Genomic DNA, 22,330 nt, shown 5'->3' on the forward strand with positions numbered 1-22,330 from the left:
TTTTCTGCAGCGCAAACAGCGCCGCGACGGGTATTTCGCTTAGCCCAGCAGAGTGGCCCAGCCTTCAACCACGTCACCGCCCCACTTGGCTTTCCACTCTTTCAGAGTCTTGTGGTTGCCACCTTTGGTTTCGATGACTTCACCGTTGTGCGGGTTTTTGTATTGCTTGACCTTGCGCGCACGCTTGGTGCCAGTAGTTTTTACCGCGCCGCCACGTGGGGCTTTTTCTTTGGACTGAGGGTCCAGGATCACCTGGCAGTCGCGCAGCGATTTGGCGTGCTTGGCCAGCAGAGCGCGCAGTTCTTTTTCGAATTCCATTTCTTTTTTCAGGGCGCCGTCTTTTTCCATCGCTGCCATCTGAGCTTGCAGTTCTTTGATAGCTACTTCTGTGGCGCGATATTTGTTGATCAGGGACATGAGGACTACCTTATGTGAGTCGTGTGTGACAGGGTGCAGTGTCGCAATAGTAGTCAGACAGTTTGCCCAAGTAAACAATTAAGCGAATGTTTGTTGCATTTAATTTTTGAACTTTGCAGGCGCGCGATGTGTGCCTGTTAGATGTTCTGCCCGCGACGCTTGAGAATAGTCCCACGAGTGGGCCGTTGAACTATGGAAACTGCCGGCTGCTTCAGTTGATGTCGCGAGCCTTGTCCTGCTGTCCGGGCCCGCGGGCCGCCTGTTGCAGCGCGCATTGCAAGGAATACTGCAGTTTTGCCGCGCACTCGCTAGAATGGCCGCCTTTGCGAAGTTCTGGAGTTTCCCCCTCATGCGCACTTTCCGGCTGGTGATCGCTTGCCCCGACCGCGTTGGCATCGTTGCCAAAGTCAGTAACTTTCTGGCGTCTTACAACGGTTGGATCACCGAAGCGAGCCATCACTCCGACAACCTCAGCGGCTGGTTCTTCATGCGCCACGAGATCCGTGCCGACAGCCTGCCGTTTGGCCTGGATGCTTTCCGCGAGGCATTTGCCCCGATCGCCGAAGAGTTCTCCATGACCTGGCGCATCACCGACACCGAGCAGAAGAAGCGCGTGGTCCTGATGGCCAGCCGCGAATCCCATTGCCTGGCCGACCTGCTGCACCGCTGGCACAGCGATGAGCTCGATTGCGAGATCGCCTGCGTGATTTCCAACCACAACGACTTGCGCAGCATGGTCGAGTGGCACGGTATTCCTTATTACCATGTGCCGGTGAATCCACAGGACAAGGAACCGGCCTTCGCCGAGGTGTCGCGCCTGGTCAAGCATCACGATGCCGATGTGGTGGTACTGGCGCGCTACATGCAGATCCTGCCGCCGGAACTGTGCAGCGAGTACGCGCACAAGGTGATCAATATCCACCACAGCTTCCTGCCTTCGTTCGTGGGCGCCAAGCCCTATCACCAGGCATCCCTGCGTGGGGTGAAGCTGATCGGTGCGACTTGCCACTACGTGACCGAAGAGCTGGATGCCGGCCCGATCATCGAACAGGATGTGGTACGTGTGAGCCACAGTGATAGCATCGAGGACATGGTGCGTTTCGGCCGCGATGTCGAGAAGATGGTGCTGGCCCGTGGCCTGCGCTATCACCTGGAAGATCGTGTGCTGGTGCACGGCAACAAGACCGTGGTGTTCTGACCGCCCGTCGACGGGCCTGGAGGTTTGCTGATGGGCGATCCACTCGACAAGGCCACCTCCAAGGCGCCGCCGACCCTGGGGGAAGGCTGCCTGAGCCGCTATGACCCCGACGCCATGAGCAGTGAGGACGGTACCGAGTTTCCCGGTGCCGCCGAACTCTGGCGGCAGTTGCAGGAAGAGTCCGAGACGATTTCCGTCGATGTTTCCCGAGGTCCGCTAAAATCCTAGTGGCTTGTCTCAGCGACCAACCCTGGGTGACGACATGACGGATCCTGCACAACTTGTTTTCGGCGCCGACCCGGCGGGCCAACCCATTGGCCAGGCGATGCGCCTGGCCAATCGTCACGGCCTGATCGCCGGGGCTACCGGGACCGGCAAGACCGTGACCCTGCAACGCCTGGCCGAAGCCTTCAGCGATGCCGGGGTCGCGGTGTTCGCGGCGGATATCAAGGGCGATCTCTGTGGCCTGGGCGCACCGGGCAATCCCCAGGGCAAGGTGGCGGAGCGGATTGCCGGCATGCCCTGGCTGGATTACCAGGCCAGGGCCTATCCGGTGACCTTGTGGGACATCCATGGACAATCCGGGCATCCGTTGCGCACGACCCTGAGCGAAATGGGGCCGCTGCTGATCGGTGCGTTGCTGGAACTGACGGACAGCCAGCAGTCGGCCTTGTATGCCGCGTTCAAGGTGGCGGATCGCGAAGGCCTGTTGTTGCTCGACCTGAAGGATCTCAAGGCGCTGCTCAATCACCTCAAGGATCATCCTCAACTGCTGGGCGAAGACGCGGCGCTGATGACCACCGGTTCCAGCCAGGCGCTGCTGCGGCGCCTGGCGACCCTGGAACAGCAGGGCGCCGAAGCGCTGTTCGGCGAGCCGGCGCTGCAACTGGAAGATATCCTGCAGCCGGCCGGCGATGGGCGCGGACGGATTCATCTGCTCGATGCCAGTCGCCTGGTACACGAAGCACCCAAGGTCTACGCGACGTTCCTGTTGTGGCTGCTGGCCGAGCTGTTCGAGCAACTGCCCGAACGCGGCGATGCGGACAAGCCGCTGCTGGCGCTGTTCTTCGACGAGGCGCACCTGTTGTTCGCCGGTACCCCGAAAGCCTTGCAGGACCGCCTGGAGCAGGTGGTCCGGCTGATTCGCTCGAAGGGTGTCGGGGTGTACTTCGTCACGCAGTCGCCGGGTGACCTGCCGGATACCATCCTGGCGCAGCTGGGGTTGCGGATCCAGCACGGCCTGCGGGCCTTCACGGCGCGCGAGCAGAAATCGCTGCGGGCGGTCGCCGAGGGCTTTCGGCCCAACCCGGCCTTCGAGGCCCTGGCGGTACTGACCGAGCTGGGGATCGGCGAGGCGCTGGTGGGGACCTTGCAGGACAAGGGTACGCCGGAGATGGTCCGGCGGGTGCTGATCGCACCGCCCCAATCGCGCATCGGCCCGTTGAGCGAAGCCGAACGGGCGGCATTGGTCGCCGGCTCGGCCCTGCTCGGTCGCTACGACAAGCCTGTCGATCGCGAGTCGGCCTATGAAATCCTGATGGCGCGCAAGGCACCGGTCAGCGAAGCTCCTGCGTCCACCGACGAAGCGACGGCGCAAGAGCCGAGCCTGGCGGACAAGGCCGGCGAGTTCCTCGGAACGGCGGCGGGGCAGGCGCTGAAGTCCGCCATGCGGCAGGCGGCCAATCAGTTGGGGCGACAGTTGGTACGTGGTCTGATGGGCTCGTTGCTCGGCGGCAACAAGCGCCGTTGAGTGCTCAGGCCTTGGGCCGGGCGTGGCTGGCCAGGCGTTCGAGGGCCGCACGCAGGTTCGGGTCGCTGATGCCGTCCGCCGTCTCCTGGATGGTCTGCGCGGCATTGATCGACAGGTCCATGGTGTGACCCACCGCGCCCTGCTGGACGGTCGGCGGCTGCACCTTGAACAGGATGCGGTTCAGGCCGATGAACACGTCGAATGCCTGCAACTGCCGTTGCAGGCGTTTTTGCTGGTAGCGCAGGCGGGTTGCCCAGTGTCCGTCGGTGACGATCAGCAGCAGGCTGCCTTCGCGCCAGGAGGCCACATGGCAGTGTTCGCGGGCCGCGGGCTGCAACTGGCTTTCCACCAGGCGCTGCAGGTGCGCGAGGCGTTGGGCATGGCCGAAAATCGCTTTCAGCGGCTTGGCCTCGCGAAGCAGGACGGCGGGTGCCCGGGCGGTGAGAGGGCGAAATGCCATGATTCAGACACCTGAAGTAACAGAGCGGCCATGGTAGCAGAAACGGGCAGGGCAGCCGGCCCCCATTGATGCAGAGCGGCTTTGCCCCTAAAGTCTGCAACCAGTTTCCGGGCTTGGTGGCTTGAAGTTCGGGAAAAAGACCTTATTTTAGAGTGGCCCCGTCAAAGCGCAGTGCCAGCATCGTGGAATAACGCCACTTTCCTCACCACCGTTTCCGGGTAGAATGCTCGTTCGCATGCGGCCATGAGGGCTGCTCGGGCGACTCACGGGGCCGCCCTCCATCCCTATGTGTGGAAGAACCTGCCGATATGTTTGCGCCTTTGTTAAAGAAACTTTTTGGAAGCAAGAACGAGCGTGAAGTCAAACGCATGCTCAAGACGGTACAGATCGTCAATGCCTTCGAAGAGCAAATGGTGGCCCTTTCGGATGAGCAATTGCGCGCCAAGACCGAAGAGTTCAAGGCCCGCTTAGCCAAAGGTGAAACCCTCGACAAGATCCTGCCGGAAGCTTTCGCGGTCGCCCGTGAAGCCGGCAAGCGTGTCATGGGCATGCGCCACTTCGACGTCCAGTTGATCGGTGGCATGACCTTGCACGAAGGCATGATCGCGGAGATGCGTACCGGTGAGGGCAAGACCCTGGTAGCAACCCTGGGCGTCTACCTCAACGCGCTGTCCGGCAAGGGCGTGCACGTGGTGACGGTGAACGACTACCTGGCCCGCCGCGACGCCAACTGGATGCGTCCTCTCTATGAGTTCCTCGGCCTGACGGTCGGCGTGGTCACGCCGTTCCAGCCACCGGAAGAGAAGCGCGCGGCCTATGCCGCCGATATCACCTACGGCACCAACAACGAATTCGGTTTCGACTACCTGCGCGACAACATGGCGTTCAGCATGGAAGAGAAGTTCCAGCGCGAGCTGAACTTCGCCGTGATCGACGAAGTCGACTCCATCCTGATCGACGAAGCCCGTACCCCGCTGATCATCTCCGGCCAGGCCGAAGACAGCTCGCGCCTGTACACCGAGATCAACAAGCTGATCCCGCGCCTGACCCAGCACATCGAGGAAGTCGAAGGCGTGGTGACCAAGGAAGGTCACTTCACCATCGACGAGAAGACCCGCCAGGTCGAGTTGAACGAAGCCGGCCACCAGTTCATCGAAGAGATGCTGACCCAGGTCGGCCTCCTGGCCGAAGGCGAGAGCCTGTACTCGGCGCATAACCTTGGCCTGCTGACCCACGTCTATGCCGGCCTGCGCGCACACAAGCTGTTCCACCGCAACGTCGAATACATCGTGCAGGATGGTCAGGTGGTCCTGGTCGACGAGCACACCGGTCGTACCATGCCGGGCCGTCGCCTGTCCGAAGGCCTGCACCAGGCCATCGAAGCCAAGGAAAACCTCAATATCCAGGCCGAAAGCCAGACCCTGGCGTCGACCACGTTCCAGAACTACTTCCGTCTCTACACCAAGCTGTCCGGCATGACCGGTACGGCCGACACCGAAGCGTTCGAGTTCCACCAGATCTACGGTCTGTCGGTGATGGTCATCCCGCCGAACAAGCCGCTGGCGCGCAAGGACTACAACGACCTGGTGTTCCTGACCGCCGAAGAGAAGTACACGGCGATCATTGCCGACATCGAGGAGTCCCTGAAGCAGGGGCGTCCGGTGCTGGTGGGTACCGCGACCATCGAAACCTCCGAGCACATGTCCAACCTGCTCAACCAGAAAGGTATCGAGCACAAGGTCCTGAACGCCAAGTTCCACGAGAAGGAAGCGGAAATCATTGCCCAGGCCGGTCGTCCGGGAGCGCTGACCATTGCCACCAACATGGCCGGTCGCGGTACCGACATCCTGCTGGGCGGCAACTGGGAAGTCGAAGTGGCTTCCCTGGAAAACCCGACGCCGGAGCAGATCGCCCAGATCAAGGCCGACTGGCAGAAGCGTCACCAGCAGGTGCTCGAATCGGGCGGCCTGCAGGTCATCGCATCCGAGCGTCACGAATCGCGCCGTATCGACAACCAGTTGCGTGGTCGTGCCGGTCGCCAGGGTGACGCCGGTTCCAGTCGTTTCTACCTGTCCCTGGAAGACAGCCTGATGCGTATCTTCGCCTCCGACCGGGTGAAGAACTTCATGAAGGCCCTGGGCATGCAGCCTGGCGAGGCGATCGAGCACCGCATGGTGACCAACGCCATCGAAAAGGCCCAGCGCAAGGTCGAAGGCCGCAACTTCGACATCCGCAAGCAATTGCTCGAGTTCGACGACGTCAACAACGAACAGCGTAAAGTGATCTATCACATGCGCAACACATTGCTGGCGGCCGACAATATCGGCGAAACCATCTCCGATTTCCGCCAGGATGTGCTCAACGCCACTGTCAGCGCACACATTCCGCCGCAGTCGCTGCCGGAGCAATGGGACGTCGCCGGGCTGGAAGCAGCCCTGGAAAACGATTTCGGCGTGAAGCTGCCGATCCAGCAATGGCTCGACGAAGACGATCACCTGTACGAGGAAACCCTGCGCGAGAAGCTCCTCAACGAGCTGCTGGCGGCGTACAACGAGAAGGAAGAGCAGGCCAGCGCCGAAGCGTTGCGGACCTTCGAGAAGCAGATCGTGCTGCGGGTGCTGGACGACCTGTGGAAAGACCACCTGTCGACCATGGACCACCTGCGCCACGGTATCCACCTGCGCGGCTATGCCCAGAAGAACCCGAAGCAGGAGTACAAGCGCGAGTCGTTCACGCTGTTCTCCGAACTGCTCGATTCGATCAAGCGCGACTCGATCCGTGTGCTGTCCCATGTGCAGGTACGCCGCGAAGATCCGATCGAGGAAGAAGCGCGCCTGCGCCAGGAAGCCGAAGCCCTGGCCCAGCGCATGCAGTTCCAGCACGCCGAAGCGCCTGGCCTGGAAGAGCCGGAAGTGCTGGGCGAGGAGGTTGATGTCGCCCTGGCCGCCGCTCCGGTCCGCAACGAGCAGAAGCTGGGCCGCAACGAACTGTGCTACTGCGGTTCGGGCAAGAAGTACAAGCATTGCCATGGGCAGATCAGCTAAGGTTCCTGTTGACCCCTGAACTACCGCGCCGCGACCGGCTTCAGCCGTCGCGGCGTTTTTCCATTTGAAACACTGTCCCTTTTGCCGGCAGTGCAGACATCACATTGAACATTGATAGGAGCGCATTCATGGCTGTTGGTCTTGGTCCTTTGCCAACGTTGCACCCGGTTGCCGGTTTTGAACTCGGTATCGCCTCGGCGGGTATCAAGCGCCCGGGGCGCAAGGATGTCGTGGTCATGCGCTGTGCCGAAGGCTCCACCGTGGCCGGCGTGTTCACCCTGAACGCGTTCTGCGCCGCGCCGGTGATCCTGGCCAAACAGCGCGTGCAGGGGCCGGTGCGCTACCTGTTGACCAACACCGGCAACGCCAACGCCGGCACCGGTGAGCCCGGTCTGGTTGCCGCGGCACGCACCTGTGCCAGACTGGCCGAACTGGCGGGCGTCGATGCCAATGCCGTGCTGCCCTATTCCACCGGCGTGATCGGCGAGCCATTGCCGGTCGAGAAGATCGAAGGTGCCCTGCAGGCAGCCCTGGACGACCTGTCCGTGGACAACTGGGCCGCTGCCGCTACCGGCATCATGACCACCGACACCTTGCCCAAGGGCGCCAGCCGCCAGTTCCAGCACGACGGCGTCACCGTCACCGTCACCGGCATCAGCAAGGGCGCCGGCATGATTCGGCCGAACATGGCGACCATGCTCGGTTACATCGCCACGGACGCCAAAGTCTCCCGCGAAGTCCTGCAGAACCTCATGCTCGACGGCGCCAACAAGTCGTTCAACCGCATCACCATCGATGGCGATACCTCGACCAACGATTGCTGCATGCTGATCGCCACCGGCCAGGCCAGGCTGCCGGAAATCACCGAAGCCAGCGGTCCGCTGTTCACGGCCCTGAAGCAGGCGGTGTTCGAAGTCTGCATGGAAGTGGCCCAGGCGATTGTCCGTGACGGTGAAGGCGCGACCAAGTTCGTCACTGTCGAAGTCAACGGCGGCGGCACTCACCAGGAATGCCTGGACGTGGGCTACACCGTGGCCCATTCGCCACTGATCAAGACCGCGCTGTTCGCCTCCGATCCGAACTGGGGCCGTATCCTGGCGGCGGTCGGTCGTGCCGGTGTCGCGGACCTCGATGTGAGCAAGATCGATGTGTTCCTCGGCGAGGTCTGTATCGCCAGTCGTGGTGCCCGTGCCTCGACCTATACCGAGGAGCAGGGCTCGGCGGTGATGGCTCGCGAGGAAATCACCATTCGTATCGAACTGGGACGTGGTGCCTGCAGCGAAACCATCTGGACTACCGACCTGTCCCACGAATACGTGAAGATCAACGCGGAATACCGCACGTAAGTACGACTTCCCCCCTGTAGGGGCCAGTTCTGTCAGGTGCGGATTTATAGGAGCTTTCAGCGTGAAACGCGTACATGTGGCCGCGGCCGTTATTCGAGGCAACGATGGGCGGATCCTGATCGCCCGGCGTGCCGATTCCCAGCACCAGGGCGGTCTGTGGGAGTTTCCCGGCGGCAAGGTCGAGGAGGGCGAAGCGGTAGCGGTCGCCCTGGCCCGTGAGCTGCGGGAGGAACTGGGTATCGTGGTGACCACGGCCCGGCCCTTGATCAAGGTGCGCCACGACTATCCGGACAAGCAGGTGCTGCTGGACGTCTGGGAGGTTTCGGCCTTTACCGGCGAACCCCATGGTGCCGAAGGCCAGCCGCTGGCCTGGGTCACGCAGCGGGAGCTGGCGGACTACGAGTTCCCGGCGGCCAACCAGCCGATCATCGCGGCGGCCCGTCTGCCGGGCGAGTACCTGATCACGCCGGAAGGCCTGGAGACGCCGGAGCTGTTGCGGGGTGTCCAGAAGGCGATTGCCGGCGGGATCAGGCTGGTCCAGCTGCGTGCGCCGAACGGTTATGACCCGAAGTACCGCGACCTGGCGGTGGATGCGGTGGGTTTGTGTGCCGGCAAGGCGCAACTGATGCTCAAGGGGCCGTTCGAATGGCTGGGTGATTTCCCTTCGGCCGGCTGGCATATCACGGCGGCGCAGTTGCGCAAGTACGCCAGTGCCGGTCGCCCATTGCCCGCGGATCGCTGGTTGGCGGCTTCGTGCCATAACGCTGAAGAGCTGGCCTTGGCCGAGCAGATGGGCGTGGATTTCGTCACATTGTCGCCGGTCCAGCCGACCCTGACCCATCCCGATGCGCAGCCCCTGGGCTGGGAACAGGCGCAGCAGCTGATCGGTGGTTTCAACCGACCGGTGTATCTGCTGGGGGGCGTTGGTCCGCAGGAACAGCCGCGTGCCTGGGAAGCCGGTGCACAGGGCGTGGCCGGCATCCGGGCGTTCTGGCCGCAGTAATCAGGGCCGCGGCTTCCCTTGTAGGCGCTGGCTTGCCAGCGATGGCGCCCGGTCAATCGATACACGACCTCAGGGCCTCGTCGCCGGCAAGCCGGCTCCTGCAGCGGGTTAGTGGGAGACCGGCTTCTTCGCCGCCTCCCACAATATCTCCGCAATCTTCTCGCGCCGCGCAATCAGGCGTGCCGCCACGAACAGCAGATCCGACAGTCGATTGATATAGGCCAGACCAACCCCGCTCAAGGGTTCCAAGGCGTTGAGCTGCTGGCAACGGCGCTCCGCGCTGCGTGCCTGACTACGGCAGACATGGGCCTGGGCAATCAGCATCGAGCCGCCTGGCAGGATAAAGTTCTCCAGTGGCCCGAGTTCCTCGTTCCAACGATCGATGGCCGCTTCCAGTCGGTCGATTTCGCTTTTGTTCAGCGCCTGGTACTCCGGCATGGCCAGCTCGCCGCCGAGGTCGAACAGCCGATGCTGGCAAGGTGCGAGCACTTCGATCAGTTCCTCCAGTTCCGGGTGGATGACCACCAGTTCCGCCAGGCCCGCCAATAGCAGGCCGAGCTGGCTGTTGAGGCTGTCGACTTCACCGATGGCTTCGATCCGCGGATGGTCCTTGGGCACGCGACGACCATCGCCCAGCCCGGTTTCGCCGGTGTCACCGGTCCTTGTGTAAATCTTCGACAGGCGAAAACCCATGGTTACAGCTCCGTTTGGTTCAGTACGGGAAGGGTGGCCTGGCTACCGGCCAGCGGCAGGCGCAGGGTGAAGCAGGTGCCCTGGCCAAGGGTCGATTGCACTTCCATCTGGCCCTTGTGGTTGTTGGTGATGATGAAATAGGAAACCGACAGCCCCAGCCCTGTGCCCTGGCCGATCTCCTTGGTGGTGAAGAAGGGTTCGAAAGTGCGCTTGCGGATGTTCTCCGACATGCCGATGCCGTTGTCCTCGACCTGGATTTCCGCCCAGGGCGGGTTCAGCCGGGTGCGCAAGGTGATACGCCCGGGCTCGCGGTCGTCATCGCGCTGGTGGATGGCCTGGGCGGCGTTTTTCAGCAGGTTCAACAGCACTTGTTCCAGTTCGTTGGCGGTGCCGGGGACCGGCCCCAGCTGCGGGTCGAACTGGCGGATGATGGCTTGTCCCTTGAAGTCGAAACCGATGGCCAGGTCGAAGTCGTTGCCGGCGATTTCCACGGCCTGGTCGATCAGCGCCGGCAGGTCGCACGGGGCCATTTCCCGGTTGCTGCGGCGGCTGAAGCTGAGCATGTGGGTGACGATCTTTGCCGCCCGTGCCCCGGCCTGCTGGATGCCGTCGAGCAGTTGCGGGACTTCGCGGCTTGTCAGGTACTGGTTGACGGTGTCCAGGTCGATTCCGGCCTGTTCGGCGTACTCGAGGTTCTTCGGCAGATCCGAGGACAGGCGCCGGCGGATGTTCTGCACGTTGTGGAGGATCGCCCCCAGCGGATTGTTGATCTCGTGGGCCATGCCAGCGGCGAGTCCGCCGACCGAAAGCATCTTTTCCGACTGCACCATCATTTCTTCCAGGGACAGGCGCTGGGTGATGTCGTCGATGCGGATCACCACGCCGCGGCCGGCACCGCCCATCAGCGGGTAGAAGGTCAGGGCATAGTGGCGGGCCTCGTCGTCCTTGATCCAGGTGACGCGCTCAATCTTCGCCACGCTGTGTTGTTCGACGGTGTCCTTGAGCTGCGGCAGAAAGGGTTTCAACGGCTCGAAGGCGAGGAAGATCGGCTGGTTCAGCGCCTCGTCCAGGCGGGTTCCGGAGAGTGCGCTGGCCTCCTGGTTCCACTGGGTGACGTAGAGCTGCTCGTCCAGGGCGATCAGCGCCGAGGGCATGGAGTCAATGATGCTGTTGAGGTAGTTCTGGAAACCGGTGAGTTTTTTCTCGATCTTGCTGCGGACCTGGACCTCGAGTTCCAGCTTGCGGTTGGTATGCCGGGTTTCCTCGGCAAGGCCCTGGGCCTGGTCATAGGCGGCCTGGGAATCGTCACGGGCGCGCTTGAGCTGCTGCTCGCGGGCTTCGATGCGCGAGAGCATGGTGTTGAAGGCCTCGGCCAGGCTGCCGATTTCATCGTGATTGCCCCGTGATGCCCGCAGCGAATAATTCTCCTCACGGGTCACCTGGCGCGACAACTCTTCCAGTTGGTGGATCGGCCGGGTGATCAGTCGCTTGATCTGCCGGGCGATGATCAGCCACAGCAGGACGCTGAAGATCAGGATGCCCAGGCTGGCGGTCAGGGTTCCGGTATAGAAGGCCACAGGCAACTCGCTGCTGGCCACCAGCAGCAGGTGGCCGGGCGCCTGGCCCGGACGGGGCATGTCGATCACCTGGTTGCTGCGAAACTCGGTCAGGCGCCAGGCTTCGATATGTCGATAGCGTTCCGGCAGCTTCAGGCGGTCACCGTGTTGCAACTGGGCCAGCCGATCGCCCTTGCTGTCGTAGATGGCCGCGGCCCGCAGGGGGGAATAGGTGTTGAGTTCCTTGAGCAGGGTCTCGGCATTGGCGGCGGAGTCCAGGGCCTGGCTGGCCAGGGCCGGGTTGGACACGAGCCGGCCGATGGTCTGCAAGGCCTGGGGGGCCATGCTTTCCTGGGAAATCCAGTAGGCCGCGCTGATAAAAGTCAGGTTGGCCACCAGCAGTACGGTGGTCAGCAGCACCAGCAGGGCCGCCAGGAGTTTCTGGCCGACCGGCAGGTTTTCTAGGCGCTGGCGCAAAGGCATTGCGGATCCTGTTTGGCAAGGGATGAAGAGGGCGGGCATCGATCGCGCCGACCGTGAATGAGTGTATCAAACCGTCGGTTTTTACCACGGCCTTTTGCCAAAGGTGCGAACTGAACGGGTCGACGGTTGCTTTCCCACGTTGTAAGTTGCCTGGGCGATGCGATCACAGTTCGATAAGAAAACATCAAGAACCGGGTTCAGGGAGAAAAATGACCATGGGGTTTCATTTCAAGCGTGCGGCACTGGCGGGGCTTGCCATGGGGGTGGCGCTGGCGACAGGCGCGCCTCAGGCACTGGCCGAGGTCAACAAGCCGGTCCATGACAAGGCCGAGCACTACAAGGAAGACGGTTTGAAGCTGCTGGAGCGGCTGGTCAATATCGACTCGGGGTCAGGCTACGAGCCGGGCCTGAAGCAGGTCCGGGCCATCGTCACCGACGAACTGAAAAAGCTCGGGGCAAGTATCGAGACCTTTCCCGCCACGCCGGAGCCGGGCGAGAGCATCGTGGCGACCCTCAAGGGCAACGGCAAGGCGCGGATCCTGTTGATGGCGCACATGGACACGGTGTTCAAGGAAGGCACGGCGACAGCCAAGCCTTTCTATATCAAGGACGGGCGCGCCTACGGGCCGGGCGTCATGGATGACAAGGGCGGTATCGTCGCCGGTCTGTATGCGTTGAAAATCCTCCAGGACCTGGACTTCAAGAACTACGCGAAAATCACCTTCCTGCTCGATACCAACGAGGAAACCGGCTCCAAGGGCACCACCGAACTGATTCAGCGGGTAGCCAGGGAGCACGATGTGACGTTGAACCTGGAGCCCGGTCGCCCGGCCGACGGCCTGGTGATCTGGCGCAAGGGCAGCGGCACGGCGGTGGTGGAGGTCAAGGGCAAGTCGGCCCATGCCGGCGTGGCCCCGGACAGCGGCCGCAATGCCGCGATGGAAGCCGCGCACCAGATTCTCCAGTTGGGCAAGCTGGGGGATCCGGAGAAGCAGACCACGGTCAACTTCACGGTGCTCAAGGCCGGTGACCGGGTCAATGTGATCCCGGATTCAGCCGTTGCCAAGGCCGATGTCCGGGTGCTGGTGCCGGAGGAGTTCGACCGGGTCGAGCGCGACCTGGCCAAGGTCTCGACCAGCAAGTTGATTGCCGACACCGAGGTCAAGACCAGCCTGCTCCGTGGCTTGCCGCCGATGCCGCCAACGCCGGCCCAGGATGCCCTGGCGGCCAAGGCGCAGGCGATCTACGGCGAAATCGGCCGCAAGCTGACCCTGGAAGGCAGTGGTGGTGCGGCTGATGCCAGCCTGTCGGCTGCGGTGGGGACGGCGACACTGGATGGTTTCGGCATCGTCGGCGGTGGTATTCACACCGAGGATGAATATGCCGAGGTCGAGAGCGTGGTGCCGCGTTTCTATCTGCTGACCCGGATGTTGATGGAAATCAGCCGGTAAAACCGCCGCATCCGTTCACGGATTGCTCAGGTGGTGGGCAATCCGCGGGCGGCAAGGTGCGCGACCAGGCGGTCCCGCAACTGGTTCAGGTGGGGCAGGTTCAGGTGATGGCGTGCCGCCGCCGCGCAGGCGTAGCCCAGCAGGTAGCTGATCTCGGTACGCCTGCCCTGGGCGACGTCCTGGTACATGGAGGAGTAGTTCGCTGCCGTGGCCTGGATGACCCGTTCCACTTCGCTGTGCAGGTCCTGTGCGGCCGCGGGTTGGCCGCAGCATTCCAGCAGTTCCGTCAGCTCGCCGCAGAGGGTCGCCACTTCGCAGTGGTGATCCTGCAGGCCGCCGTTACGGCAGCCATGCAGCACCGTCAGCGGGTTGATGGCGCAGTTCAGCGCCAGCTTGCGCCAGAGCCGGGTGAGGATCTGTGTGTTCCATTCATGGGGAATGCCGGCCAGGGTCAGATCGTCGAGCCAGTAGGGTGGCTGGGGATGGGCGATATCACCCAGCCAGGTAAAGCCGTGTCCGGCAAACACGACCCGCCAGTCGCCGTCGCGAAAGGCGCCTTCGGTGCTGGAGGCAAAGATGCAGCGCGCCTTGGGCGCCAGCGCCGCGACGGCATCCTGGCTGCCCAGGCCGTTCTGCAGCAGGACCAGTTCGGCATTTTCGACCAGGCGTGGGGCCAGCCGGGCCACGGCGGCCTCTGCGTCATAGGCCTTGCAGGCGACCAGCAGGCGGCTGATGGGCTCGGCAGTGTCAAAGGTCTGGGCGGGAATGGCGAGGCGATGCTCCCGGCCCTGTTCGACCAGGGTCAGGCCACCGCTGGCTGTGTAGGCGGCCAGGCGCTCCGGGTCGCGCAGGATCAGCGTCACAGGCAGCCCCGCGCGCGCCAGGCGGGTGGCCCACAGGCTGCCCAGGCTGCCGGCGCCAAGGACGTGCCAGGTGGTGGCCATCAGCTGCGGGCCGGCAGGCGTTTGGCGCTGACCACGCCATCGGCATAGGATTCGGCCAGCAGACGGTCGGCCTCATCGAACAGGGTTTGCTGGTCCAGCGGGAAGCATTTGCTGTCCAGGCCCACCAGGCTGATGCCGGCCTTCAGTTCGATAGGCCCGGCGTTGGTCATGAAAGGCTTGAGGTTCAACCCGTCATACAGGCGCTTGAAGCTGCTGGGGGCGCAATCCTGGAGGTCCGGCGGCATGGTCATCAGGACGAAATGCTGGTCGTCCAGGCGTGCCAGCACATCCAGCGGGCGCACCAGTTGTTGCAGGCGCCGGGCAATGCCTTGCAGCAACTCGTCGTAGAAGTCGTTGCCATGCTGGCGCTGCAGCTCGTTCGCCTGTTCCACCCCGATCAGCAGGTAGCAGATGGCGCCGCCACGGGCCTGCACCTGGCGCAGGCTGTCGGTCAGCTTCTGGCGCAGGTAGCGGGCATTGCCCAGGCCGGTCAGGGAGTCGACGAGATTGCGTTGTTCGAGGCTGGCGATGTTCTGGCGCAGCAGGCGGTTTTCCTGGCGCAGCCGCTGCAGGGTGCTGCATTGGCGATCGGCGGCCAGTACCCGGGTCAGCAGCAGGCGCTCGATATCGCCGGGGGCGATCAGGTCGTCGATATCATTGTCCGACGCATCGTCGAGCAACGTGAGCGCAGGTTCGGCGCTGATGAGGAGCACATAGGTATAGTGATCGTTCATCTCGTCGCGCTGTCTGACCTTTGCCGCCAGCTTGAGGCCGGCGGCCCCGGCACAGACCACCACGCTGGCGGCTCGCTGGTCGAGTTGTTCCAGTGCCAGCACGGCGTCGTTTGCCTGGCGTATATCCTGGTAACCCGCACGCTGGAGGCTGCTACCAAAGGCACTGCTTACCAGCTGACCGTCACTCACCAGCAAAATGCTCAGATCCGGGTTAGGCATGGGTGGCTCGCAAGTGAATGAGTGGGAAGAACCGTTATAATGCTCGCGGATTTTAACCGTCAAACCAGGCGCGCTCCATCGGTATCGAGCTGCGCCGACCTTATTTTGGAGAAATGACATGCCGTCGTTCGACGTGGTATCCGAACTGGACAAACACGAAGTCACCAACGCCGTCGAGAACGCCGTCAAGGAGCTGGATCGTCGCTATGACCTGAAGGGCAAGGGCAGCTTCGAATTCAAGGAAAAGGACCTGGCGGTCAACCTGACCGCCGAGGCCGAGTTCCAGCTGGAGGCGATGATCGAGATCCTGAAGCTGGCCCTGGCCAAGCGCAAGATCGACGTGAAGTGCCTTGAGGTCAAGGACGCCTATGCATCCGGCAAGCTGATGAAGCAGGAAGCGACCTTGAAGGAAGGCATCGACAAGGAAATGGCGAAGAAGATCGTCGCCCATATCAAGGACGCCAAGCTGAAAGTACAGGCGGCGATCCAGGGCGAACAGGTACGGGTGACCGGCAAGAAGCGTGACGACCTGCAGGAAGCCATTGCCAACCTGCGTGCCAAGGAATTCGACCTGCCGCTGCAATTCAACAACTTCCGCGACTGATCCAGCCTGTCAGGGAACCTCTGGAAGTTATCGGCGTCGGAGGGCCCAGGCACGGCGAAACGGTTGGGTGTTCAAGGCGCAATCGTTTCGCCGGGCGATCGTACGGTAACAGGAGAGAACAATGGATCTGAATGCGGAAGTGGATCATCTCATCAAGGCCTCCGAGGCCTGGATTCCGATGATCATGGAATATGGCAGCCGTGTGCTGCTGGCGGTGGTTACCCTGGCCGTGGGCTGGTGGCTGATCAACAAGCTGACGGGCAAGATCGGCAAGTTGCTGGCGTTGCGCAACGCCGATCTGGCGCTGCAAGGCTTTATCAGCAGCCTGGCAAATATTGCCCTGAAGATCCTGCTCAGCATCAGTGTGGCCTCGATGATTGGCGTGGCAACCACGTCATTTGTCGCGGCTATCGGTGCCGCGGGCCTGGCCATTGGCCTGGCATTGCAGGGCAGCCTGGCGAACTTTGCCGGTGGCGTGCTGATCCTGATGTTCCGGCCGTTCCGCATTGGTGACACGATCACCGCGCAAGGCATTACCGGGACAGTCGACAGCATCCAGATTTTCCACACCATCCTGCGTACGGGTGACAACCAGACGGTGATCGTGCCCAACGGCAACCTGTCGAACGGCATCATCACCAACGCCAACCGCCAGGCCACCCGCAAGGTGGTGTTCGATGTCGGTGTCGATTACGAGGCTGACCTGCAGAAGGCTCGCCAGGTATTGCTGGATCTGGCCAAGGATGAGCGCGTCCTGGCTGACCCGGCCCCCGCGGCGGTGATTTCGGCGCTGGGCGACAGCTCTATCACCGTTTCCCTGCGAGTATGGGTGAAGACTGCCGATTACTGGGACCTGATGTTCATGTTCAACGAACATGCGCGGGATCGTCTCAAGGACGCGGGGATCGATATTCCGTTTCCGCAGCGGGTTATCCGGGTGATGCAGGAAACCGCGGCGAAGTAAGACAAGTGCATTGTTACCTGGCGCAGTGGTCAGGTATTCAGTGACAAACCAAGGGGCCGATTGATGGCCCCTTTTTTGTGGCCGTCGATCAGTGGGGTAGTTGTTGGTAAATTGGATGCTGGCTACTTATTAGTTTGCTATCAAAGTTCGCGCGTTACTAAAACCAGGGCAATAAAAAAGGCCCATCACCAGGATGGGCCTTTGTTCAAGCGAGTGTTGCGAGTATCACACGATTACAAGATGTTGATCGGGTATTCGGTGATCAGGCGGAACTCGTTGATATCGCCTTCGCCTTCAGCAGTATTGGCGCGGTGCCAGGCTTGACGTGCACGGAAGGACAGATCCTTGAGAGGGCCAGCCTGAACGACATACTTGGCTTCCACGTTGGTTTCGAAGTGGCGACCATCTTTGCCGTATGCACCGACATAGGAACCATCAACGTCGGCGTGGGTGCCGTCGATGCCGGTACCGTGGATGTTACGAGCCATGAAGCTCAGGCCTGGGATGCCGTACTCGGCCATTTTCAGGTCGTAACGTACTTGCCAGGACTTCTCACCCGGACCGTTGAAGTCGGAGTACTGGATGGAGTTGGCGAGGAAAATCGAGTCGCCGCCACGGTTGCTGCGGTCACCCACACCGACGTAGTCGAACGGGGTGTCGCCACGTACTTTCTGGAATGCCACGGTAACGGTGTGTGCATTCAGGAAGGAATAGGCAGTCGCGAACGAGAAAGCGGTGTTGTCGATGTCACCTGCCAGCGAAGAGCCGGTGTCGGTTGTGCGATAGATGTTGAAGTCGAAGTTCAACGACTGTTTTTCAGCCAATGGCAGGGTGTAGTTGACGTTGGCGTAGTACTGGTTCCAGAGATCCTTGAGCTTGGCGCCGTACAGGGACGCGGTCAGGTTCTCGTTGATGGCGTATTTGCCACCCAGGTAGTCGGCGCTCTTGACGTCGAGGTTTGCACCGGCGTTGGCTTTGCCCAGACCGATTTTACCGGCGTAGGTGGCGCGCAACTGCTGGTCCATTGCAGTCTGGTCCTGGCTGCTGCCAGCGTAGAAGTGACCTGCTTCCAGATCGAGGTCTTTGATTTCGCTGCTCTGCAGTTGGAAACCACGAGCGGTCTGTTGGAACAGACGGCTGCCGCCCAGGGCGAAGACAGGAGCAGTGCTAGGCTGCTGGTCACCGAACTTCAGTTCGGTCTTGGAGACGCGTACAGCAACTGCTGCACCGGCTTTGCCGAAGCTGTTGTTGTTCTCGCCGTTGGCTTTGCGGCTCAGGTTCTGGGAACCGGCCTGATCGTCAGTACCGTCAAGCTTGAAGCCGGCGTCGCCGAAGCCTTCAACCTTTACGCCAACCTGACCCTGAGTGTAGCCCGAGCTGAACTTGCCCAGAATGCCCTGGGTCCAGTCGATCGAGTCTTCGGTATGGTCTTTCTTGTCACGGTTGAAGTAATAGTTCTTCAGAACCACGCCAGCCGAAGCACCTTCAACAAAACCCTTGGCATCAGCCTGGTCGGTAACAAAAGGTTCAGCCATTGCCAATTGAGTGCCTGCTGCGGAAACAGCCAGGGCGATCATGCTCCACTTCATCACGCGCATCGTGATTTGCTCCTTTGGTTTTTAGGAAGAGTACTGCCGTCCCACCTGTATTTTTGTCTGGGCGGCTCTTTCTTTTTGTGTCGGCGCAAACTTATATCACGCTGACATTGTTGGCGATACTTGCTCACCTATCCTTGCGGCTTCTTTACGAGCGTGTCGCAAAAAGCTCGGTCCATGTCGCAAATTCACAGCCTTTTCGTATCGGCTGTACAACTTCAGCGCTGTTGTCGAACGCCTGAGCATAGATAAGAAAGCCCCATGTTCAAGCATTTAACTGTCCATGGTCGCACCGTCTTGCGTTGTTACCGTGTCGCGGGAGCTTCAGCGTCCGATCAGGCCCTCTGTAGCGACTATGCAAGGGGTAATGCAACAAGCATGCACAAAGTTCAAAAAAAACCAGAAAATATTTTCCTGACCGTCCCGTCGCGCTGAAACCCTCATGAGAGCAGGGGCGAAGCCGGTTTCTCATGGTGCTTGACGTATCACTTTTCCTTGTGCTGCTAATCCATTGATTACGTGCAGAAAGCTGAAAACGTTACCGGTCCACACCGCCAATGGGTTAATCGGCGGGTAGAACATGCACCGATAGTAGTCGCTCTGTGCAGTTTTGGTGCAAAAGTGACTGTAGGCTGTTTCTGTTCGTACAGTCAGTCGTTTCCGTTCGTGCTTTCTGGCGATCGGCTCAGGTCGAGTCGGCATTGCAGGTCAGGGAAGGTTTTCAGGAAAAGATGACGTTTTGATTATAAGAAAGGCTTTTTTACGTCTTTCTGAATGAGAAAGGGTCGTTCTGTGCCCGAAATGGTGCGTAGCGTTTCCAGGTGTTTCATTTTGGCGCGGAGAGAAGATGATCGTCCGTTTGCCGCTCTCCGGCCGGCTTGCAGTGAACTGGAGGCCGAAGGCGGGTATCCTCATCGCATGTGGCCGGGCGAAGGCGCGGTCGAGTCGTCGCCCTGGCAGGAAAATCAGTCAAGCAGGAGTGTTTACGGTGTTCGTTCTCGATTCGCGTCTTCAACAAGACACTTTGCCGATGGGCGACTTTCCGTTGTGTCGTCTGCTGTTATCCAATGATTCGAATTATCCCTGGTTCATTCTTGTGCCCCGGCGCGCGGACATCAGTGAGCTGTTTCAACTGGAGGCGGCGGACCAGGAACAGTTGTGGCGTGAAACCACCGAGCTGGCGCGGGTGCTCAAGGATACTTTCGAGGCGGACAAGATGAATGTCGCGGCGCTGGGCAATGTGGTCGGCCAACTGCATATGCATGTCATCGTTCGTCGGCAGAGCGACGCCGCCTGGCCCGCCCCGGTCTGGGGCAAGCATCCGGCACAGCCCTACAGTGATGCGCAGGTCAGTGTGATTCGCCAGCAGTTGGGCGTGGCCCTGGCCGAGGGTTTCTCCTATGTGCAGGCGCAATCATGAGCCTCGAGGAGCGCGTGACGGAACTGGAGACCCGTCTGGCCTTTCAGGATGACACCATCCAGTCGCTGAACGATGTGCTGGTGGTACAGCAGCGAGTGGTGGAACGTCTGCAACTGCAGATGGCGGCCCTGCTCAAACGTCATGAAGAAATGATGGGGCAGTTCGAGTCTTCCGAAGAGGAGGCCCCGCCGCCACACTATTGAGGGAGGGAGCGCAGCCAGCAGGCGTAAAAAAACCGCGAGCCGTCAAATGGCGTCGCGGTTTTTTTTCAGGCGGGAATCAGCGACGCGGCGAGGCGGCGATCACATCTTCGGCCTGCAGGCCCTTGTCGCGGTTCATCACCGAGAACTCCACGCGCTGTCCTTCGACCAGGACGCGGTGGCCTTCGCCACGAATGGCGCGGAAGTGCACGAAAATATCGTCACCGGAGTCCCGCGAGATAAAGCCGAAACCCTTGGAGGTATTGAACCACTTCACGGTGCCGGTATCGCGGTTGGTCATGTCGTAGTTGTGGGAAGCCGCGGCGGGCGAGGACCTGTAGAAACTCACGACCAGGTGCAGAAGCACGGCTATCACCGCGGCTGCCAGGCTCAGCAGTACGGCGGGTTGGCCTGCGACCATCGGCAGGGGGGCGAGCAGTACCAGGATTTGCAGGACAACCGCGAGGATCAGCAAGGCGCTGACAAGGTTTTGCAATTGGTGGCGTGGACCCTTGTTCCAGTAGGGAATGACCGGAGCGAGGATGAGGTTGAGCAAGCCGAAGAATGCCAGGTAAAGCGCATCGGGTTGTTGCAGGTAAGGCAGGGCTTCGGATCGCAGGCTGGGTATAAAGGACAGCAGCAGGGCGACAGCGCCCGTTAGCAGATGGACGATTTTCAACATTTTGATTAACTCACTCAAGATAGATCGCAAGGAAGAGCTGAAGGCACCCGGTTCGCTTCTGAAAAAAGGTGAGGCGGTGAGCACGCGCGCCAATCAGCCTATGCGCCGCGCCCAGAAAATGGGGTTGCGACGACACAGACTCTATTTAACAGCAAAGCCCGAACCTTCTCAAATCAGTGGCTTGGCCTACTATCGGTGGCATTGCGGGTGAATGCCGGTCGTGATTGCCCAAGGGGCGGGGAGAGGCCTGATCTAGACGTTTGCAGGCCGTTGATCCGAGATGTTTCAAGGTGAAGGCCGGCGAGCCCGGTTTTTTCCTTCGCTTTCGCAGGTATCAGGCTGGCAGGTGTGGCGGATTTGTCGCAGGTGGATCGTGGCGTGCGGGCTGCATGCCGTGCGGACTCTTGCTAGAGTGGTCCTACACCTTCAAGGGTGATCTCAATCACATCAAGGGGATGCATATGGCTATTGATATCGGTATCAGCGAAGCGGATCGCAAGTCCATTGTCGAGGGGCTTTCCCGCCTGTTGTCGGATACCTATGTACTTTATCTGAAGACCCACAACTTCCACTGGAATGTCAGCGGCCCGATGTTTCGGACCCTGCACTTGATGTTTGAAGAACAATACAATGAACTGGCCCTGGCGGTGGATCTGATTGCGGAGCGAATCAGGGCACTTGGATTTCCGGCGCCGGGTACTTATTCAACTTATGCACGGTTGTCTTCGATCAAGGAAGAAGAAGGTGTTCCGAGTGCCGAGGAAATGATCAAGCAGTTGGTGCAGGGGCAGGAAGCCGTTACCCGTACGGCACGTGGCATATTTCCGCTTCTGGATAAAGTCAGCGATGAGCCGACCGCCGACCTGTTGACCCAGCGTATGCAGGTGCATGAGAAAACCGCCTGGATGCTGCGGGCGCTGCTGGAGGGCTGAGGCAGGGGCACGGATGAGGCCCACGGGGCTTCATTCGTGCGATTGCCGGGCCTGCTGTTCCGTTCCTGCCGCGCAATATCGTGGTTCTGCATTTTCTCGTCGCATCATCCTACAGTTGTCATGGTTCGGTCCGCTGGATAAGAACTTTTACTTAATGTTTTATGTGAGAGAGATTTTCCAGGAATGTCCTTATTCAAGGACATGTGGCGACGGAGTGCGAGGAAGATGGTTCAGTTAAGTCAGTGTGGGGGGGAGGCTGGTTTGTTTCGTAAAACCAGGACGGATCCCATGTTGCTGGAGTTTGATATCGGATTGGCAAAGCCGGTTTCGCGGTCGGTGCGCCTGAATGGATTTGCAACCTGTTTGCGCCTGGAGGAGGTGTACTGGAAAGTACTGGCCGATATGGCCGGTATCAACCAGTGCACGGTCAATGCGCTGCTGTCCAACGTCGATATGGAGGTTCATCTTCGCTATGGGGGGGTGAAGAACTTCAGTGGCTTGATTCGTGTCGTGTGCATGGTGCACCTCCTGACCCTGGGTGGTTTGCACCGTTCGGCGTGATGGCGGGGGAGCGGCGCCCCCGGTCGGACTGTCGGTCGTCGAAGGTCCTGAAAGGCGGCGCCCGTCGGCGGTCG

21 protein-coding genes are annotated in these 22,330 nt (G+C 60.9%); 13 read left to right on the plus strand and 8 right to left on the minus strand.

Translation table 11 applies throughout. From position 1 onward, the window contains the following. Positions 1 to 39: 39 nt before the first annotated feature. Positions 40 to 417 (minus strand): histone-like nucleoid-structuring protein MvaT, encoded by a 378-nt coding sequence (gene mvaT, locus HX881_RS30020; protein WP_017124310.1) that lies wholly within the window; start codon positions 415 to 417, stop codon positions 40 to 42. 349 nt (positions 418 to 766) lie between these two features. Between mvaT and purU the strand changes: the two genes are divergently transcribed. Genes purU through HX881_RS30035 form a run of 3 tightly spaced genes read left to right on the plus strand, consistent with a single transcriptional unit; the run spans position 767 to position 3,365 of the window. Next, positions 767 to 1,615, plus strand: coding sequence for a formyltetrahydrofolate deformylase (gene purU / locus HX881_RS30025; RefSeq protein ID WP_042934597.1), 849 nt, complete (start codon positions 767 to 769; stop codon positions 1,613 to 1,615). A gap of 30 nt (positions 1,616 to 1,645) precedes the next feature. Beyond that, on the plus strand, positions 1,646 to 1,843 hold the full coding sequence (locus HX881_RS30030; protein ID WP_017124308.1) for a hypothetical protein: 198 nt from the start codon (positions 1,646 to 1,648) through the stop codon (positions 1,841 to 1,843). Between the two features lie 34 nt (positions 1,844 to 1,877). Further along, positions 1,878 to 3,365 (plus strand): helicase HerA-like domain-containing protein, encoded by a 1,488-nt coding sequence (locus tag HX881_RS30035; RefSeq protein ID WP_017124307.1) that lies wholly within the window; start codon positions 1,878 to 1,880, stop codon positions 3,363 to 3,365. 4 nt (positions 3,366 to 3,369) lie between these two features. On the opposite strand, the gene HX881_RS30040 is transcribed toward HX881_RS30035, so the two are convergent. After that, positions 3,370 to 3,825: a DUF721 domain-containing protein gene (locus HX881_RS30040; protein WP_017124306.1), complete on the minus strand. Its 456-nt coding sequence runs from the start codon at positions 3,823 to 3,825 to the stop codon at positions 3,370 to 3,372. Between the two features lie 308 nt (positions 3,826 to 4,133). Here HX881_RS30040 and secA point away from each other — a divergent pair, with 308 nt between their 5' ends. From secA to HX881_RS30055, 3 genes are all read left to right on the plus strand, one after another. Continuing rightward, entirely contained in the window at positions 4,134 to 6,869 is a 2,736-nt protein-coding gene (gene secA, locus HX881_RS30045) for a preprotein translocase subunit SecA (RefSeq protein ID WP_042934581.1), read from the plus strand. A 128-nt stretch (positions 6,870 to 6,997) separates the two neighbouring features. Continuing rightward, positions 6,998 to 8,215: a bifunctional glutamate N-acetyltransferase/amino-acid acetyltransferase ArgJ gene (gene argJ / locus HX881_RS30050; RefSeq protein ID WP_177088208.1), complete on the plus strand. Its 1,218-nt coding sequence runs from the start codon at positions 6,998 to 7,000 to the stop codon at positions 8,213 to 8,215. A 61-nt stretch (positions 8,216 to 8,276) separates the two neighbouring features. Next, positions 8,277 to 9,218 carry a Nudix family hydrolase gene (locus HX881_RS30055; RefSeq protein ID WP_177088210.1) on the plus strand — a complete coding sequence of 314 codons (942 nt, stop codon included), beginning with the start codon at positions 8,277 to 8,279 and terminating at the stop codon, positions 9,216 to 9,218. A gap of 108 nt (positions 9,219 to 9,326) precedes the next feature. On the opposite strand, the gene HX881_RS30060 is transcribed toward HX881_RS30055, so the two are convergent. After that, positions 9,327 to 9,911, minus strand: a complete 585-nt coding sequence (locus HX881_RS30060) for a cob(I)yrinic acid a,c-diamide adenosyltransferase (protein ID WP_017124302.1) — start codon at positions 9,909 to 9,911, stop codon at positions 9,327 to 9,329. A 2-nt stretch (positions 9,912 to 9,913) separates the two neighbouring features. Further along, positions 9,914 to 11,950, minus strand: a complete 2,037-nt coding sequence (locus HX881_RS30065) for a sensor histidine kinase (RefSeq protein ID WP_177088212.1) — start codon at positions 11,948 to 11,950, stop codon at positions 9,914 to 9,916. Between the two features lie 215 nt (positions 11,951 to 12,165). Between HX881_RS30065 and HX881_RS30070 the strand changes: the two genes are divergently transcribed. After that, entirely contained in the window at positions 12,166 to 13,401 is a 1,236-nt protein-coding gene (locus HX881_RS30070; protein WP_177064869.1) for a M20/M25/M40 family metallo-hydrolase, read from the plus strand. Between the two features lie 26 nt (positions 13,402 to 13,427). Here the strand turns inward: HX881_RS30070 and HX881_RS30075 are convergent, their stop codons facing one another. Together HX881_RS30075 and HX881_RS30080 are read right to left on the minus strand one after the other, a co-directional pair. Beyond that, positions 13,428 to 14,345 (minus strand): putative 2-dehydropantoate 2-reductase, encoded by a 918-nt coding sequence (locus tag HX881_RS30075; RefSeq protein WP_177088214.1) that lies wholly within the window; start codon positions 14,343 to 14,345, stop codon positions 13,428 to 13,430. Further along, positions 14,345 to 15,298, minus strand: a complete 954-nt coding sequence (locus HX881_RS30080; RefSeq protein WP_017124298.1) for a GGDEF domain-containing protein — start codon at positions 15,296 to 15,298, stop codon at positions 14,345 to 14,347. The genes HX881_RS30075 and HX881_RS30080 overlap by 1 nt, the downstream gene beginning before the upstream one ends. A gap of 118 nt (positions 15,299 to 15,416) precedes the next feature. Between HX881_RS30080 and HX881_RS30085 the strand changes: the two genes are divergently transcribed. Further along, positions 15,417 to 15,902, plus strand: a complete 486-nt coding sequence (locus tag HX881_RS30085) for a YajQ family cyclic di-GMP-binding protein (protein WP_017124297.1) — start codon at positions 15,417 to 15,419, stop codon at positions 15,900 to 15,902. A 121-nt stretch (positions 15,903 to 16,023) separates the two neighbouring features. Further along, the gene (locus HX881_RS30090; RefSeq protein ID WP_017124296.1) at positions 16,024 to 16,866 is read left to right on the plus strand and encodes a mechanosensitive ion channel family protein; all 843 of its coding nucleotides are present in this window, start codon (positions 16,024 to 16,026) and stop codon (positions 16,864 to 16,866) included. 233 nt (positions 16,867 to 17,099) lie between these two features. On the opposite strand, the gene HX881_RS30095 is transcribed toward HX881_RS30090, so the two are convergent. Beyond that, the gene (locus tag HX881_RS30095) at positions 17,100 to 18,464 is read right to left on the minus strand and encodes an OprD family porin (protein ID WP_177088216.1); all 1,365 of its coding nucleotides are present in this window, start codon (positions 18,462 to 18,464) and stop codon (positions 17,100 to 17,102) included. Positions 18,465 to 19,449: 985 nt separating this feature from the next. Between HX881_RS30095 and HX881_RS30100 the strand changes: the two genes are divergently transcribed. Both HX881_RS30100 and HX881_RS30105 read left to right on the plus strand, forming a co-directional pair. After that, positions 19,450 to 19,881 carry an HIT domain-containing protein gene (locus HX881_RS30100; RefSeq protein WP_177088218.1) on the plus strand — a complete coding sequence of 144 codons (432 nt, stop codon included), beginning with the start codon at positions 19,450 to 19,452 and terminating at the stop codon, positions 19,879 to 19,881. Continuing rightward, positions 19,878 to 20,084: a SlyX family protein gene (locus HX881_RS30105; RefSeq protein WP_017124293.1), complete on the plus strand. Its 207-nt coding sequence runs from the start codon at positions 19,878 to 19,880 to the stop codon at positions 20,082 to 20,084. Before HX881_RS30100 ends, HX881_RS30105 begins: the two co-directional genes overlap by 4 nt. A 76-nt stretch (positions 20,085 to 20,160) precedes the next feature. Here HX881_RS30105 and HX881_RS33030 read toward each other — a convergent pair whose 3' ends face one another. Continuing rightward, positions 20,161 to 20,763, minus strand: coding sequence for a cold-shock protein (locus HX881_RS33030; RefSeq protein WP_017124292.1), 603 nt, complete (start codon positions 20,761 to 20,763; stop codon positions 20,161 to 20,163). A 461-nt stretch (positions 20,764 to 21,224) separates the two neighbouring features. On the opposite strand from HX881_RS33030, the gene HX881_RS30115 reads away from it, so the two are divergent. Further along, positions 21,225 to 21,695 carry a Dps family protein gene (locus HX881_RS30115; RefSeq protein WP_017124291.1) on the plus strand — a complete coding sequence of 157 codons (471 nt, stop codon included), beginning with the start codon at positions 21,225 to 21,227 and terminating at the stop codon, positions 21,693 to 21,695. A 225-nt stretch (positions 21,696 to 21,920) separates the two neighbouring features. Then, the gene (locus tag HX881_RS30120) at positions 21,921 to 22,256 is read left to right on the plus strand and encodes a ribbon-helix-helix domain-containing protein (protein ID WP_042934596.1); all 336 of its coding nucleotides are present in this window, start codon (positions 21,921 to 21,923) and stop codon (positions 22,254 to 22,256) included. Positions 22,257 to 22,330 lie beyond the last annotated feature (74 nt).

This window comes from Pseudomonas gingeri (assembly GCF_013386115.1).
In the GTDB taxonomy this organism is placed as follows: domain Bacteria; phylum Pseudomonadota; class Gammaproteobacteria; order Pseudomonadales; family Pseudomonadaceae; genus Aquipseudomonas; species Aquipseudomonas gingeri.